This is a genomic window from Verticiella sediminum, from assembly GCF_007558815.1.
Taxonomy (GTDB): Bacteria; Pseudomonadota; Gammaproteobacteria; order Burkholderiales; family Burkholderiaceae_B; genus Verticiella; species Verticiella sediminum.
This window is the reverse complement of the sequence record NZ_VLTJ01000028.1, coordinates 66,392-81,498: the sequence shown is the minus strand read 5'-3', so window position 1 is coordinate 81,498 and position 15,107 is coordinate 66,392. Positions and strand designations below refer to the sequence as shown.

The 15,107-nt window shown below is 70.0% G+C and carries 13 protein-coding genes; all 13 read left to right on the top strand.

The features are described from left to right. Nucleotides 1-14: 14 nt before the first annotated feature. The 13 genes from FOZ76_RS14085 (at nt 15) to FOZ76_RS14025 (ending at nt 15,103) form a co-directional block, all read left to right on the top strand. Complete coding sequence (locus FOZ76_RS14085) at nt 15-1,154, top strand: ABC transporter ATP-binding protein (protein WP_246129507.1); 1,140 nt, start codon at nt 15-17, stop codon at nt 1,152-1,154. Between the two features lie 2 nt (nt 1,155-1,156). Then, nucleotides 1,157-2,305 carry an ABC transporter ATP-binding protein gene (locus FOZ76_RS14080; protein ID WP_143948906.1) on the top strand — a complete coding sequence of 383 codons (1,149 nt, stop codon included), beginning with the start codon at nt 1,157-1,159 and terminating at the stop codon, nt 2,303-2,305. After that, a complete protein-coding gene (locus tag FOZ76_RS14075) occupies nt 2,305-3,828 on the top strand; it encodes an ABC transporter substrate-binding protein (RefSeq protein WP_143948905.1) in 1,524 nt (507 codons plus the stop codon). The genes FOZ76_RS14080 and FOZ76_RS14075 overlap by 1 nt, the downstream gene beginning before the upstream one ends. 130 nt (nt 3,829-3,958) lie before the next feature. Further along, the gene (locus tag FOZ76_RS14070; RefSeq protein ID WP_143948904.1) at nt 3,959-4,906 is read left to right on the top strand and encodes an ABC transporter permease; all 948 of its coding nucleotides are present in this window, start codon (nt 3,959-3,961) and stop codon (nt 4,904-4,906) included. A gap of 4 nt (nt 4,907-4,910) precedes the next feature. Continuing rightward, nucleotides 4,911-5,807, top strand: a complete 897-nt coding sequence (locus FOZ76_RS14065; RefSeq protein ID WP_143948903.1) for an ABC transporter permease — start codon at nt 4,911-4,913, stop codon at nt 5,805-5,807. Between the two features lie 25 nt (nt 5,808-5,832). Continuing rightward, nucleotides 5,833-6,849, top strand: a complete 1,017-nt coding sequence (locus FOZ76_RS14060; RefSeq protein WP_143948902.1) for a TauD/TfdA family dioxygenase — start codon at nt 5,833-5,835, stop codon at nt 6,847-6,849. A 625-nt stretch (nt 6,850-7,474) separates the two neighbouring features. Next, entirely contained in the window at nt 7,475-8,485 is a 1,011-nt protein-coding gene (locus FOZ76_RS14055) for a Bug family tripartite tricarboxylate transporter substrate binding protein (RefSeq protein WP_170235443.1), read from the top strand. A 21-nt stretch (nt 8,486-8,506) separates the two neighbouring features. Continuing rightward, nucleotides 8,507-10,900 carry a xanthine dehydrogenase family protein molybdopterin-binding subunit gene (locus tag FOZ76_RS14050; RefSeq protein ID WP_143948900.1) on the top strand — a complete coding sequence of 798 codons (2,394 nt, stop codon included), beginning with the start codon at nt 8,507-8,509 and terminating at the stop codon, nt 10,898-10,900. Next, nucleotides 10,897-11,748 carry an FAD binding domain-containing protein gene (locus tag FOZ76_RS14045; RefSeq protein WP_143948899.1) on the top strand — a complete coding sequence of 284 codons (852 nt, stop codon included), beginning with the start codon at nt 10,897-10,899 and terminating at the stop codon, nt 11,746-11,748. Before FOZ76_RS14050 ends, FOZ76_RS14045 begins: the two co-directional genes overlap by 4 nt. Next, on the top strand, nt 11,741-12,247 hold the full coding sequence (locus FOZ76_RS14040; protein WP_143948898.1) for a (2Fe-2S)-binding protein: 507 nt from the start codon (nt 11,741-11,743) through the stop codon (nt 12,245-12,247). The genes FOZ76_RS14045 and FOZ76_RS14040 overlap by 8 nt, the downstream gene beginning before the upstream one ends. Next, on the top strand, nt 12,244-13,350 hold the full coding sequence (locus FOZ76_RS14035; protein WP_143948897.1) for a DODA-type extradiol aromatic ring-opening family dioxygenase: 1,107 nt from the start codon (nt 12,244-12,246) through the stop codon (nt 13,348-13,350). The genes FOZ76_RS14040 and FOZ76_RS14035 overlap by 4 nt, the downstream gene beginning before the upstream one ends. Continuing rightward, the gene (locus FOZ76_RS14030; RefSeq protein WP_143948896.1) at nt 13,347-14,498 is read left to right on the top strand and encodes an FAD-dependent oxidoreductase; all 1,152 of its coding nucleotides are present in this window, start codon (nt 13,347-13,349) and stop codon (nt 14,496-14,498) included. Before FOZ76_RS14035 ends, FOZ76_RS14030 begins: the two co-directional genes overlap by 4 nt. Further along, nucleotides 14,492-15,103, top strand: a complete 612-nt coding sequence (locus FOZ76_RS14025) for an SRPBCC family protein (RefSeq protein ID WP_143948895.1) — start codon at nt 14,492-14,494, stop codon at nt 15,101-15,103. Before FOZ76_RS14030 ends, FOZ76_RS14025 begins: the two co-directional genes overlap by 7 nt. The last annotated feature ends 4 nt before the right edge of the window (nt 15,104-15,107 follow it).

The following is a 15,107-nucleotide window of genomic DNA, read 5'->3' as shown; positions in this document are numbered from 1 at the left end:
AGGAGGGCAGTCGAATGAACAGTGCACCGGGCCGCGTCCGCGCAGCCGACGCCCATACGCCCGCGCCGTCCGGCCCGCCCGCCCGCGATCCGCAGGCCGCGCCCCGCGGCGCGCCCGCGCACTGTACCTGCGGCGGGGCCTGTCGCGGCACCTGCGCGGCCGCGCTGCGCCTGGTGCGCACGCCCATCCTCCAGGTAGACGCGCTGAGCGTGGCGTTCGACGGCGAGAACGGCACCGTGCCGGCGCTGCGCGGCGTCAGCTTCGACCTGCCCGCCGGCGGCTGCCTGGGCCTGGTCGGCGAATCCGGCAGCGGCAAGAGCGTGACCTCGCTCGCCGTGATGGGCCTGTTGCCGCATCCGCAGGCGCGCATCACCGCCGGGCGCATCCGCTTCGAAGGCCGCGACCTGCTCGACATGTCCGCGCACGAACGGCGTGCCTACCGCGGCCGCGCGATCGCCATGATCTTCCAGGAGCCCATGTCCTCGCTGAACCCGGCGTTCACGATCGGCGACCAGATCATGGAAGCCATCCTGGCGCACGAGCCGGTCAGCCGGCGCGAGGCCCGCACGCGCACCATCGAACTGCTGCGGCAGGTGCACATCCCCTCGCCCGAGAAGCGCGTGGACGAGTACCCGCACCGGATGTCCGGCGGCATGCGCCAGCGCGTGATGATCGCCATGGCGCTGGCGTGCGACCCGCGCCTCTTGATCGCCGACGAGCCGACCACCGCCCTGGACGTCACGGTGCAGGCGCAGATCGTCGAGCTGCTGCGCGAGATCCAGCAGGAGCGCGGCACCTCGATCATCCTGATCTCGCACAACCTCGGCCTGGTGGCCGGGCTCGCCGACGAGATCGCGGTGATGTACGCCGGCGGCGTGGTCGAGCGCGGCCCCGCCGCCCGCGTGCTGGAACATCCGGAACACCCCTACACCGTCGGCCTGCTCGGCGCGGTGCCGCGCGCCGAGCCCGGCGACCGGCCGCTGGCGGCGATCCGCGGCACCGTGCCCGACCTGCGCCGCCTGCCTGCCGGCTGCGTGTTCCGCCCGCGCTGCCCGTTCGCGACCGCGCCCTGCGAGGCCGCCGAGCCGCCGCTGCAATCCCTGGCCGAGGGCCATCTGGCCGCCTGCCACATGGCGCCGCTGGAGGTCGTATAGACATGGCCACACCCATACCCTTTCGCCCGCCCCAGGGCGGGCACGGTTCCACCAACCCGGCCGGCGCCCCGCTGCTGCGCGTGCGCGAGCTGCGCAAGCACTACCCGGTCGGCGGCCTGTTCGGCAAGCGCGGCCGTGTGGCCGCCGTCGACGGCGTGTCGTTCGACATCGCCGCCGGCGAGACCCTGGGCCTGGTCGGCGAGAGCGGCTGCGGCAAGTCGACCACCGGCCGGCTGATCCTGCGCCTGATCGAAGCCAGCTCGGGCACCGTGGAGTTCCGCGGCGAGGATCTGACCCGGCTGGACCGCGCCGCCATGACCAGCCGCCGGCGCGACATCCAGCTCGTCTTCCAGGACCCGTACAGCTCGCTCAACCCCAGCATGACGGTGCGCGAACTGATCGCCGAGCCGCTGATCGTGCACCGGGTCGACATGTTGTCCGGCGTGGACCGCCGGGTCGCCGACCTGCTCGGCATGGTCGGGCTCAAGCCCGAGCACATGCACCGCTACCCGCACGAGTTCTCCGGCGGCCAGCGCCAGCGCATCGGCATCGCTCGCGCGCTCGCGCTGGACCCGCAACTGCTGGTCTGCGACGAGCCAGTGTCCGCCCTGGACGTATCGGTGCAGGCACAAGTGCTCAACCTGCTGCGCGACCTGCAGCTGCGCACCGGCGTCGGCATGCTGTTCATCTCGCACGACCTGATGGCCGTGCGCTACGTGGCGCACCGCGTGGCCGTGATGTACCTGGGCAAGCTGGTCGAGACCGCGCCCACCGGCGCCATGTTCGCCGCGCCGCGCCATCCGTACACGCGGGCGCTGCTGGATGCGGTGCCCACGCTGCAGCCCGAGAACCGGCCGCGCACGGTGCTGCAGGGCGACCTGCCCAGCCCGCTGAACCCGCCCGAAGGCTGCCATTTCCATCCGCGCTGCGCCTACGCCACGGCGCGCTGCCGGCAGGAGGCGCCGAGGCTGTCCGGCGACGGCGACGGCCACGCCAGCGCCTGCCACCACTGGCGCGACCTGCCGCCCTGGCCCGGGCTGAGCCCGTCGCTGACCGCCCCGCCGCCGCCGCGCCTGGCCCGTCTGCTCGAACGCTTCCGGCAACCCATCGTGCCCGAAGTCGCCCCGCTTTCCTCAACTGGAGTCCGTTGATGCGCCACTTCCGCCCCGCTGCTCTTGCCGCCGCTCTTTTCCTGTGCGCCTCCTTCGCCGCCCATGCGCAGGGTGTCCTGCGCATCGGCATCAACGAAGACCCCGATACCCTGGACCCGACCGTGAACCGTCTGGCGAGCGGGCGTCAGCCCATGACCGCGATCTGCGACAAGCTGTTCGACGTGTCGGCCGACGACCTGTCCCTGGTGCCGCAGTTGGCCACCGGCTACGAGGTCGCCGACGACGGCATGTCGTTCACCCTCAGCCTGCGCGAGGGCGTGAAGTTCCACGACGGCGAACCCTTCGACGCCGAGGCGGTGCGCTTCAACTTCGACCGCCACATGAACACCTCCGGGTCGTTTCGCCGCACCGAACTCGCCGCGGTCGATTCGGTCGAGGTGGTCGACCCGCAGACCGTACGCGTGCGTCTGAAAAGCCCGCAGGCCAGCATCGTGCTGGTCAACCTGGCCGAGCGCGCCGGCATGATGGTCGCGCCGGCCGCGGCGCAGAAGCTGGGTGAGCGCTTCGGCACCGCGCCGGTGTGCGCGGGCGAGTACCGCTTCGTCGAGCGCGTGCCGCAGGGGCGCATCGTGGTCGAGCGCTTCGCCGACTACTGGGACCCCACCCCGGGCGGCCCGGACCGCGTCGAATACCTGCCGATCAGCGACTCCACCGTGCGGCTCTCGGCCCTGCGCTCGGGCGAGATCCATATCGCCGAGCGGCTCACCCCGACCGACCTGCCACAGCTCGAAGGCGATGCGCGGGTCAAGGTCGTGTCCGCGCCCGACCTGGGCTATCACCACATCCGCTACAACAGCAACAACGGCGCGATGGCCAAGACCTTCAGCGACGTGCGGGTGCGCAAGGCGGTCGACCTGGCGATCGACCGGCAGGCCATCGTCAAGGCGCTGTTCAACGACCAGTATCTGGCCGGCAATCAGTTCGTCAGCCCGCAGAGCCAGTACTACGACCAGGCCCATCCGGTGCCGGCGCGCGACGTCGAGGCCTCGCGCCGCCTGCTCGCCGAGGCCGGCGTGCCCAACCTGACCTTCACCCTGCTGGTGCCGGCCGAGCGCGAGCGTCAGGAGGCCGCGCAGTTCGTGCAGGCCATGCTGGCCGAGGCGGGCATCACCATGCGCCTGGAAACCCAGGAGAACGCGGTCATGCTGCAGAACTCGCGGCGCGGCCAGTTCGAGGCGGTGTTCAGCTTCTGGAGCGGACGCCCGCACCCGGACGGCAACATGTTCTCGCACGTGTCCTGCCAGGGCCCGCAGAACGACTCCAAGTACTGCAACGAGGAACTGGACGCCGTGCTCAACAAGGCCCGCGAAACCAACGACGCCGACGAGCGGCGCAAGCTGTACCAGCAGGCCAACGGCATCCTGGCCGAGAACGTCACCGCCTCCATCCTCTGGCACCGCCGCACCTTCACCGGCGTGAGTTCCAGCCTGCAAGGCTTCGTGCCGCACCCGGACAGCACGATCCGCGTCAAGGGCATGAAGATGCCCCCCCCTACGCGCTGACGCGCGCCCCCCAGGGGGCGGCACTGGCGGACCGGCAAAGCCGGCTCCGCGGTGCCCCGGCTGGGGCGGCGTACTTGCCTGCGTCGTGTGTGACGCCAACGCTATGGGAAAACTGGGACTGAACCCCTTTATGAGATTCCTCGCTTTCATCGGGCAACGCATCGTCCTGCTGCTGCCGACGGTGCTCATCCTGTCGGTGCTCGTCTTCATGCTGCAGCACATGCTGCCGGGCGATCCGGCGCTCGCCATGGCCGGCGAGGACGTCGACGCCGCCGTGCTCGCCGAGATCCGGCAGAAGTACGGCCTGGACCAGCCCGTGCTGATGCAGTACTGGCACTGGCTGGTCGGCGCAGTGCAGGGCAACCTGGGCGTATCGATGCGCAACGACATGGGCGTGACCGAATTGCTGCTGGGCAAGATCGGCATCACCCTGCAACTGGCGATCGCCTCGATGGCCATCGCGGTGGCGATCGGCGTGCCCCTGGGCATCGCCGCCGCCGCGCGCAAGGGCTCGGCGGTCGACACGGTGGCCAGCGGCTTCGCCCTGTCGGGCATCTCGGTGCCCAACTTCTGGCTCGGCATCCTGCTGGTGCTCGCGTTCTCGGTGCACCTGAACTGGTTCCCCGCCTCGGGCTACGTGCCGTTCCGGGAAGACCCCGCGCGCAGCCTGCTCGGCTTCGTGCTGCCGTCCATCGTGCTGGGCACCGGCATCGCCGGGGTGCTGATGCGGCATACGCGCAGCTCGATGGTGCAGGCGCTCACCGCCGACTACGTGCGCACGGCGCGCGCCAAGGGCCTCACCGAGCGCCGCGTGGTCCTGCGCCACGCCCTGCGCAATGCCCTGATCCCGGTAGTGACCATGGGCACGCTGGAGTTCGGCCAGTTGCTCGCGGGCGCGGTATTGACGGAACAAATTTTTTCGATCCCCGGCTTCGGCAAGCTGCTGGTCGACAGCGTGCTGTACCGCGACTATGCCGTGGTGCAGGGCCTGGTCCTGGTGTCGGCGGTGCTGTTCGTGCTGGCGAGCCTGCTCGCCGACATCCTGTATTTCGTGATCAACCCCCGTCTGCGAAGCTGAGCCGATGAGCGCCATTGCCCCCACCCCCGCTGCCGTCGGCGCGCCGCCGGCCGAACGCAGCGCCAACGGCCGGCTGCGCACCGTCGTGCGCCGGCTCGCGCGCCGCCCGGTCGCGCTCGTGGCCGGCGCGCTGATCCTGCTGTTCGTCGCCATCGCCCTGCTGGCGCCGCTGATCTCGCCCTACGACCCGGTGCAGTCCAACTTCATGCGGGTGCGCCTGCCGCCGTCCTGGGAGCACTGGATGGGCACCGACGAAGTCGGCCGCGACGTTTTCTCGCGCCTGATCTGGGGCACGCGCACGTCCATGCTGGCCGGCATCATTCCGGTGATCGTGGCGCTGGTCTTCAGCGTGCCGCTGGGCGTGATCAGCGGCTATGCCGGCGGCTGGATCGACGCGGTGGTCATGCGCCTGACCGACGCCATGCTGGCCGTGCCCTTTCTGATCGTGGCGATCGCCCTGGCCGCCTTCCTGGGCCCGGACCTGTGGAACGCCATGATCGCCATCGGCATCGCCGCGCTGCCGGTGTTCCTGCGCCTGACCCGCGCGGCCGCCCTGACCATCCGCGCCGAGGACTACGTCGAGGCCGCGCGCGCCGTGGGCGCCTCGCCGCTGCGCATCGCCTTTCGCCACATCCTGCCCAACATGCTGCCGCCGTTGCTGGTGCAGGGCAGCGTGATGGCCGCGGCGGCGATCATCGCCGAGGCCTCGCTGTCGTTCCTCGGCCTCGGCCAGCAGCCCCCCGCGCCGTCCTGGGGCAGCATGCTCAACGCCGCCCAGCGCCACATGGTGGCCGCGCCGTGGATGGCGATCGCGCCGGGGGCGATGATCTTCCTGCTCGTGATTTCACTGAACGTCTTCGGCGACCAGTTGCGCGACGCCCTCGACACCAAGCGCCGCTGAGCCGCCCACATCCAAGGAGCATCCCATGCGAATATGGCAACAACCCCTGCGCGGTCCCCAGGCCTGGACCCGCGCCGACCTGGCCGCCAGCGACGCCTGGCAGCCGGAACTGACGGCGGCCGACCGGCGCGAGATCGCCGCCGCGCTGGCCCATGCGACCGCGGCCCAGGTGCCCATGCTGCACTGGCGGCAGGCCGACTTCCCCCTGCGCGAGCTGGGCGGCAGGCTCGCCGCCATCTCCGACCAGGTGCGCGACGGGCTGGGCATCACCCTGCTGCGCGGCCTGGACATCGCGGACTACACCGACGAGCAAGTCTGCATGATCTACTGGGGCCTGGGTCTGTACCTGGGCGAGCCGCTGGGCCAGAACCCCAAGGGCGACCTGCTCGGCCACGTCTTCGACCAGGGCCGCGAATACGGCCAGTTGGACGTGCGCGGCTACGAGACCAGCGCCTACCTGCCTTATCACACCGACAGCGCCAACATGGTGGGCCTGATGTGCCTGCGCCAGGGGCTCTCGGGCGGGCGCAGCAGCTTCGTGAGCGCGGTCTCGATCTACAACGCCATCCTGGCCGAACATCCGGAATACCTGGAGCTGCTTTACCGTGGCTTCTACTACATCCGGCGCGAAGAGGCCCTGACCGGCAACGGGGTGTCGAACACGCCGCTGCCGGTGTTCGGCGTGCGCGACGGCGTGCTCAGTTGCCGCTACATCCGCAACCAGATCAACGCCGGTGCGGTCAAGCGCGGCATCCCGCTGACCGACGTCGAGCGCGCGGCGCTCGACTTCTTCGACGCCCAGACCCAGCGCGAGGACCTGCGCGTGGACTTCATGTTGCAGCCGGGCGAGATGGCCTTCTGCAACAACCTGACCATGCTGCATTCGCGCACCGGCTTCGTGGACGGTACGGAACGCCACCAGCGCCGACACATGCTGCGCCTGTGGCTGCGCTTTTCCGCGCCCTGGCCCGTGACCGAGGACTTCGGCGAGCAGCGCAATTTCGAGCTGCTGGGCCGCACCGTGGTGTCGCTCGAAACCTGAGCCCCCGGGGCGGGGGGGCCGGCCGTCCGCATCCGGGTTGCGCCACCGCGCCGCGCCATCGATAACCTCCCGAAAATACGCCGCCTCCATCCAGGAGGCCGCGGATCCGGCGCCACTGGTCCGCCAGTAGCACCTGCTGGAGCGCCTCCAGGGTCGGGTCGCGCCCGGTCCGTCCCCCGAGGGGCAAGAAAACTCGGGGCGGTCCGGCGTCTCCTTGAGGGCGCGCGTCAGCGCGTAGGGCAGACCTTTACCTCAGCGTGTAGGCCTTCTCCGCACCTCACGCGCATGCCGGATACACGCCCGGCCACGGCTCCCGCACGTAGATGCCGGGGTTGTTCTTCTTCTCGCCGGCGTCGCTGGCCGCCATTGATGGGTTGGACCTCGAGCTTGTGATCGCATGAGCACGGGCCCAGGCGCCAGCCGCTCCGGCTCGTCCCCTGCCTGCGAGCGCCTTCCATCGCCGCGCCCGGGAGTCTCGCACACGTGGTCATGGATTCGTTCCTCTGCGGGCACGGACGGCCGTCCGATATGTTGCGTTTCTTCTTGACATGCTGGCACGACCAGATATCATCCAATCCCATGAAGTATACGTAATTAATGTTTCGTATCCTTAATGGGAGCTGTGATGCCTGACCTTCGTGTTGTGTTCCGTGCCGCGTGCGGCTCCTGGCGTTCGGCGCTGGCCGCCGGCGTACTGGCCGCCTGTTCCACCTCGGCTGCGCTGGCGGGCTCGTTCCCCGAGCGGCCGGTCACCATCATCGTTCCGTTCGCCGCGGGCGGCGGTTCGGACATCGCGGCCCGCCTGATCGGCCAGCGTCTGCAGGAAAAGTTCGGCCAGCCCTTCATCGTCGAGAACAAGCCTGGCGCCAGCACGCAGATCGCCACGCGCCATGTCATCACGCAGCCGGGTGACGGCTACACGCTGCTGCTCGCGACGACCTCGGTCATCAACAACGACTATCTCTACAAGAACCTGGCATACGACGCCAAGAAGAGCCTGCAGCCCGTGGTCGGCATCGTCGACGTTCCGGCCTTTCTCGCCGTCGGCACGGCGGCGCCGGTGTCGTCGGTCGGCGAGTTCCTCGAGTACGCGCGCCAGCGCTCCGAGAAGAATCTCCTGAACTACGGTTCGGCCGGCAACGCGAGCACGCTGCACCTGGCGGGCGAGTGGTTCAACCAGGCCGCCAAGCTCAAGGGCACGCACGTGGCCTACCGCGGCAGCGGGCCAGCGGTGGTCGCCCTGATGGCCGGCGAAGTGGACTACTCCTTCGAGAACCTGGCGCCGGCGTTGCCGCAACTGGGAGAAGGGCGCATGCGCCTGCTGGCCATTGCCGGCCCGGAGCGTTTTCCCACAGTGCCCGACGTGCCGACGCTCAAGGAGTTCGGCCTTCCCGATACGGATCTGGCGAGCTGGTTCGTCCTGATGACGCATGCCGATGCGCCGGCAGAGGTCGTGCGCACCCTCAACGAGGCGGTCAACGAGGTGCTGCAGCGCGCCGACGTGCAGCAACGCCTGCTTGATCTGGGCCTGCGCCCGACCGGCGGCTCGCCGCAGGAGCTTGCCCAGCGCATGGAAGAGGATCGCGGCAAGTGGGCCCGGATCATCGAGGCCGGCCACGTCACGGTGGAGCAATAGCCGGTCGTGAATGAAAGATTCATGCAGGTCGAAGAACAGGCCCGGCCCGTGGCTTCGGCGGCGGCGCAGGCCTGGATCGGCCGCCCGGTGCCGCGCCGCGAGGATGCCCGCCATCTGGCCGGGGGCGCGGCCTTCGTGGCCGACGTGTCCATCGCCGGTTGCCTGGAAGTGGCGTTCGTGCGCAGCCCGGTGGCGCACGGCATCCTGCGCGGCATCAAGGTTGGGGAAGAGGTGCCTGCGAACGCCGTATGGGATGCGCGGCATTTCGAGGGCAAGACCGTGCCAGTGTTCGCCGCGCTGCTGCGCGACGGCTTCAACGGTGCGCCGTATCCCTTGCTGGCCACCGGCAAGGTGCGGTTCGTGGGCGAGCCCGTCGCGCTCGTCGTGGCCGCCACCCGTGCCCAGGCCGAACAATGGGCCGAGCAGGTGGTGCTCGACATCGAGCCGCTGCCCGCCGTAGTCGATGCGCGCAGCGAGTGGGAGCACCCCAGTGTGCCGCTGCACGAGTCCTTGAGCGCCAACCTCGTCATGCGCAGCGCCCGCACGATCGGCGAATTCGACCAGGTGGTGGCCGAGGCCGAGACGCGCGGGTTGCGCAGTGTGCAGCGCCGCCTGCGCATGGACCGCGTGCTGGCGAGCCCGCTGGAGGGGCGCGGATGCGTGGCCTATCGCGACAAGGCCACGGGGGCGATGCACGTGCACCTGTCCACCCAGCGCCCGCACCTGGTGCGCACGTTCATCGCCGAGCAGATCCCCGCGCTGCGCGAGAGCGACTTGCGCGTCATGGTACCGGATGTGGGCGGCGGCTTCGGCAGCAAGAGCAATCTGTATCCCGAGGAAGTGCTGCTGACGGCGCTGGCCATGGAGCTGGAACGGCCGGTGCGCTGGATCGAGGACAGGTACGAACATTTCGTCGCCAGCAATCACAGCCGGCAGCACGACCAGGAAGTCGCCGCATGGTTCGACGACAGCGGCCGCATCCATGCCGTGGACGCGACCTTCATCGTCGATGCGGGCGCCTACTGCGCCAAGACATCCACGGGCGCGATCGAGGCGAACATGGCGGCCAACGTCATGCTCGGGCCCTATCACGTGCGCAACTATCGCTACCAGTCGATCAGTATTTATACCAACAAGAGCCCGGTCGGGCCTTATCGCGGCGTGGGGCGCCCGGGCGGCTGCTTCGCGATGGAACGGCTGATCGACGAGATCGCGCACGCGCTCGGCATGGATCCGGTGGACGTACGCCGGCGCAATCTGGTCTCGCCCGAGCAGATGCCTTACGTCACCGCCACGGGGCTGAACTACGACTCGGGCAATTACCGCGAAGCCGTCGATGCCGCCGCCGAGCACGTCGCGCGCCTTTGGAAGGATCTTCCGCCGCCCGCGCCCGGCAAGTGCGTGGGCATCGGCTACGCGATGCTGGTCGAGCAGGCGGGCCACGGCACCGAGGAATGGTTCCGTCGCGGCTCGCCCACGGTATACGGCCATGAAGCCGCCCGCGTCACTCTCAACAACGACGGTACCCTGGAGATCGATGTCGGCACGCTGGCGCACGGCCAGGGCCACGCCACCAGCTACGCCCAGATCGCGGCCCAGGTGACGACGCTGCCGCTTGCCGACATCCGCGTGCGCCAGGGCGATACCGCCGCCACGCCCTATGGCATGGGTACGGTGGCCTCGCGTTCCATCGTGATGGGCGGCGGCGCCGTGGCCGAAGCGTGCAGGCGCCTGGTGGACAAGGCGCGGCGCATCGCCGCGGCCAATCTGGGCGACGCGCCGGACGCCTTGCGCCTGGAGGGCGCGGTGCTGCACGGCGCTGCGGAAAGCCTCAGCCTGGCGGAGGTGTCGCGCATCTCCACGGTGCAGTTGCACAAGCTGCCCAAGGACATCGAGCCCGGCATGTCGATACAGGCGTTCTACCGCCCGCAGGTCGAGACCGGCACGTTCTCCTACGCCGTGCATGCAGCGCGCGTCGAGGTCGATCGCGCCACCGGCTTCGTCAAGCCCACGCACTACCTCGTCGTCGAGGATTGCGGCACGGTGGTCAATCCGCTCATCGCCGACGGCCAGGTCCTGGGCGGCGTGGCTCAGGGCATCGGCCAGGCACTGTACGAGTCCATGCAATACAACGAGGACGGCCAACCGCTCACGGTCACGTTCGGCGACTATCCGCTGCCCAGCGCCATGGAGATGCCGCCGATCGCCATCGTGCACCTGTGCACGCCGTCGCCCTTCTCGGCCTTTGGGGTCAAAGGCATGGGCGAGGGCGGATCGGTGCCGCCGCCCGCCGCGATCGCCAACGCCGTGCGCCAGGCGCTGCTGCCCTGGGGCGTGGCAGTCGACCATACGCCGATCACGCCGGACGAGCTGCTCGACGGCCTGATGGCCGCCGGAGCCGAGGGGCGCGCATGAAACTGCCGTATTTCGATTACCGCCGCGCCCGCACGCTGGACGAGGCCGTGGCGCTGATGGCGGCGCTGGGCAGCGACGCCAAGGCGCTGGCGGGTGGACAGAGCCTGCTCGCGACCATGCGCTATCGGCTGGCGCGCCCCGAGGTGCTGCTCGACCTGAACCGGATCGACGAGCTGCGCGCCCTGCCCGAAGCCGGCCCGGACGGTTCCGTGCGGCTGGGCGCCATGTGCACCCACGCCATGCTGGCCGGCCTTGCGTCCTCATCGCCCTTGGCCGCGCTGCTCGCTGCGCATGCCGCCGAGATCGCGTTCCCGGCGGTCCGTACGCGAGGAACGGTCGGCGGCAGCCTGGTCCATGCCGACCCTGCGGCGGATTGGCCGCTGCTTCTGTGCGCCCTGGGCGCCGAAGTCGAGCTGCGCAGCCACCGGGGCGTACGCCGTCTGCCGGTGCAGGACTTCCTGCTCGGCCCGCTGGAGTCGGATCTCGCGATCGACGAGCTGCTCACGCATATCCATATTCCGGCGCGCACCGCGGCCTTGCGGGCCTGGGGCCGCGGCAAGCTGATGCACCGGGCGGGGGAGTTCGCGAGCAGTGCCGCTGTGGTGTTGCGCGATGCCGACGGGGCCTGGGCCTGCTGGCTGGGCGCAGTCCCGCCCAAGCCCGTTGCGTTGACGCAGAGCGCCGCGTTGCTCGATGGCGGCATGGCGCCGGCCAGTCCTGAGTTGTTCGACTGCGCGAGCGCCGAGATACGGCAGCTATGCCCGGACGCCGGGCGGGCCGACGTGCATCGGCACGCCGTGAACCTGATACGCGCCGCAATCGCGGCGCAGGAGACCGTCGATGTCTGAATCCACCTTCGACGCGCCGGCGCAGGAAGCGCCGCGGCTGGCGATACGGTTGTCGGTCAACGGCCAGGAGCGCGTGCTCCACGTCGAGGCCAACGTCACGCTGGCCGATGCCCTGCGCGAACAGGCCGGAACGACCTCAGTGCACCTGGGCTGCGAGCATGGTGTCTGCGGTGCCTGCAACGTCAAGCTCGACGGCGAGGTCGTGCGCTCGTGCCTGACGCTGGCGGCCTCGTGCGAGGGCGCCCGGATCGTCACGCTGGAAGGGCTGACCGATGAACGCGCCACCGTGCTGAAAACGGCGCTGAACCGCTGCCACGGCCTGCAGTGCGGCTACTGCACGCCAGGCGTGATGGTGACGGGGCACGACCTGCTCACGCGCGGCGTGCCTATGAACGAGAAAGACATCCGCGCCGCGCTGTGCGGCAACGTCTGCCGCTGCACCGGCTACCAGGGCATGGTGCGCGCGGTGGCGGAATCCCTGGAGGAGTTGGCGACATGAACCACCCATCGTCCCGCCGCAGCGGCATCGTCGGCGTTGCGGCTGTGCCGCACGCGCCGCAGTTCCTGTCGCGTCCGGATACCGAAGACCTCGCACAGGTCGAGCGCGTGCGCGAGGTCATGGCGCAGGCCGGCGAGCGCCTGCGCGCCCTCGAACCCGATTGCATCATCGTCGTCTCCAACGATCACGGCGATCACTTCGTGACGCATTCGGTGCCGCCGTTCTGCGTGCATGCGGCCGATGTCGCCGATGGCATGCACAAGCACCGCGGGCCCTGGCGGCTGGACGACAGCATGGGCTATGCGCTGGTCGGCGCCATGGAAGAGGAGGGCTTCGATCTCGCCTTCACCCTGGGCGCGAAGCTGCCCACGGCTTTCACGATTCCCTACGAATTCATGGGCTTCGACCGCGAAACGCCCATGACGGCGATCTTCATGAATGCGTACGTGCCGCCCCAGCCTTCGCCCGTGCGCTGCCACGCGTTCGGACAGGCGCTGGCGCGCGCGGTGCAGCGCCTGGGACGCCGTGCGGTGCTGATCGCGAGCGGCGGCCTGTCCCACTATCCGGGCACGGCGCACTATCCGAGGCCCGACGTGGACACCGACCGCGTGCTCTTCGAGCAGATGAGCGCCGGCAACCTGGCGCACCTGCTGGGCTACGACAGCCAGACGCTGGACCGCACCGGCAACGTCGAATTGCGCATGACGCTGGCCGCCGCAGGCGCCGTGGGCAATCGCAAACCCTTCGTCGCAGCGTTCGAGCCGTCCTGGCACCACACCTATAGCGTGCATGCCTGGGACCTGACCGAGCCGCAGGCGGCCGAGCCCCTGATCTACCCGGCCTTGCCGGCCCGGCGCAGCCAACTGGTCGAGGCCGTGTTTCGCCTGCGCACCGAGGCGGCGGCGGCCGAGCGCTTCCTGGACGACCCGGCCGCCTACTGCGACGGCTTCGCGCTGGCGGTCGACGAGCGCGCCGCGCTGCTCGCCATGGACGCCGAGCGTCTGCGGGATGAGTTTTCGATCCACGCCTTGCTGACGTCCGGCGCCGCGATGCAACTGCGCCTGGCGCGCGAGCGGCAACTTTCTCGAGTGAGATCATCATGAGCAAACGCAAAGCAGAAATCGCCGGTGGCGGCATCGGCGGCCTGGCGCTCGGGGCGCTGCTCGCGCGCCAGGGCTGGCAGGTGCAGGTGCACGAGCAGGGCGCGGAGATCCGCGAGGTCGGCGCCGGCATCTACATCAAGAACAACAGCCTGGAAGTGCTGGAGAACCTGGGCGTGATGGCGCGCATCCAGCCGCTCGGCACCGAGCTCGAGTTCGCGCAGATCCAGTTCGCCGACGGTACCGTGAAGCAGCAGCGCCGCCTGGCGGGCGCTTCCCGCGTGCACACCTTCGCGCGCCAGACCCTCATCGAGGGGCTGCGCGACGTGGCCCTGGATGCCGGGGTGCAGGTGCGCACCCACTCGCGGGTGCGCGGCGTGCACGGCGGCGCGCTGCTGACCGAGAACGGCAAGTTCGAGGCCGACCTGGTGGTCGGCGCAGACGGGGTGCATTCGGCCGTGCGCACGTCCCTGAACGTCGGCGGCGGCTTCACCGAGCTGCCGACCCTGATCGACCGCTTCCTGATTCCCACGCGGCGCTTCACGCCGCAGGCGAGGACGGTCGAGCACTGGTCCGGCAACCGCCGCATCGGCGTGACGCCGGCGGGCAAGGACCACACCTACGTCTATATGGTGGCACCGTTCGCCGACCAGGCGGCGGCCCGGCTGCCGCTGGACGTGGAGGACTGGTCGCGGCGCTTTCCGCTGCTGCGGGAACTCTTCGTCGAGCTTGCCGAGGCGCCCGCCACCCAATATCCCTACGGCATCGTGAAATGCCCCAAATGGGCCGTCGGCAACGTGGCCATCCTCGGCGATGCGGCCCATGGCCTGCCGCCCACGCTGGGCCAGGGCGCGGGCCTGACCCTGATGAACGCCTACGCGCTGGCGAGCCTGTTGCAGGGTGCCGCCGACGTGCCCGCCGCGCTGCGGGACTGGGAGCGGCGCGTGCGCTTCATCAGCGACCGCACGCAGGCCTGGGCCTGCCGCTACGACTCGTTCACGCGCGGCTGCCCGCAAGCCCTGGGCTTTCTGCGTCCCCTGGTGGTGTGGGGTTTCGGCCGCTTCCGCTTCCTGAACGACCGCATGCGGGTGGCCGACCACGGCCTGCGCCTGGCGGGTATCCCGGTGCCGTCGCAGGTGCAGGCATGCTGATCGAAGGCAGCAAGACACTCGCGGCGGATCGCGCGACGGTGTGGCGTGCCTTGAACGATGCGGACTTCCTGCGTGCGACCATTCCCGACTGCAAGGCCCTGCAGGCCACGGCCGACGACGCCTATACCGCAACGCTGGTGAGCGCGGTCGGGCCGGTCAAGGCTTCCTTCGACGTCGGCTTCCGGCGCGAGGTCGATACGCCGATGGAGTCCTACGTGCTGGTCGGCGAGGGCAATGGCGGCATGGCCGGTTCCGCGCAGGGCCGCATCCGCATCGCGCTCTCGGACATCGAGGGCGGCACGCTGCTCTCGTATTCCGCCGAGACGCGGATCAGCGGCAAGATCGCCCAGCTCGGCAGCCGGTTGATCGACAGCGCGGCGCGCAAGTTCTCGGAGCGCTTCTTCGAGAGCGTGCAGCGCCGGCTTGCGGCGCCGGCCCAATCCGCCACCGCGGCCGCGCCAGCGCAGGCCGCGGCGGGCACGTCGCCGTGGGTCGGGGCATCCGACGCCGCGCCGGCAGCCAGCGCCACGCACACCTGGTGGCTGCCGGTGGCCTGCGGTGTCGGCTGCTTCGCCGGCACCGTCCTCGCCCATCTTCTCTTCTGACGCC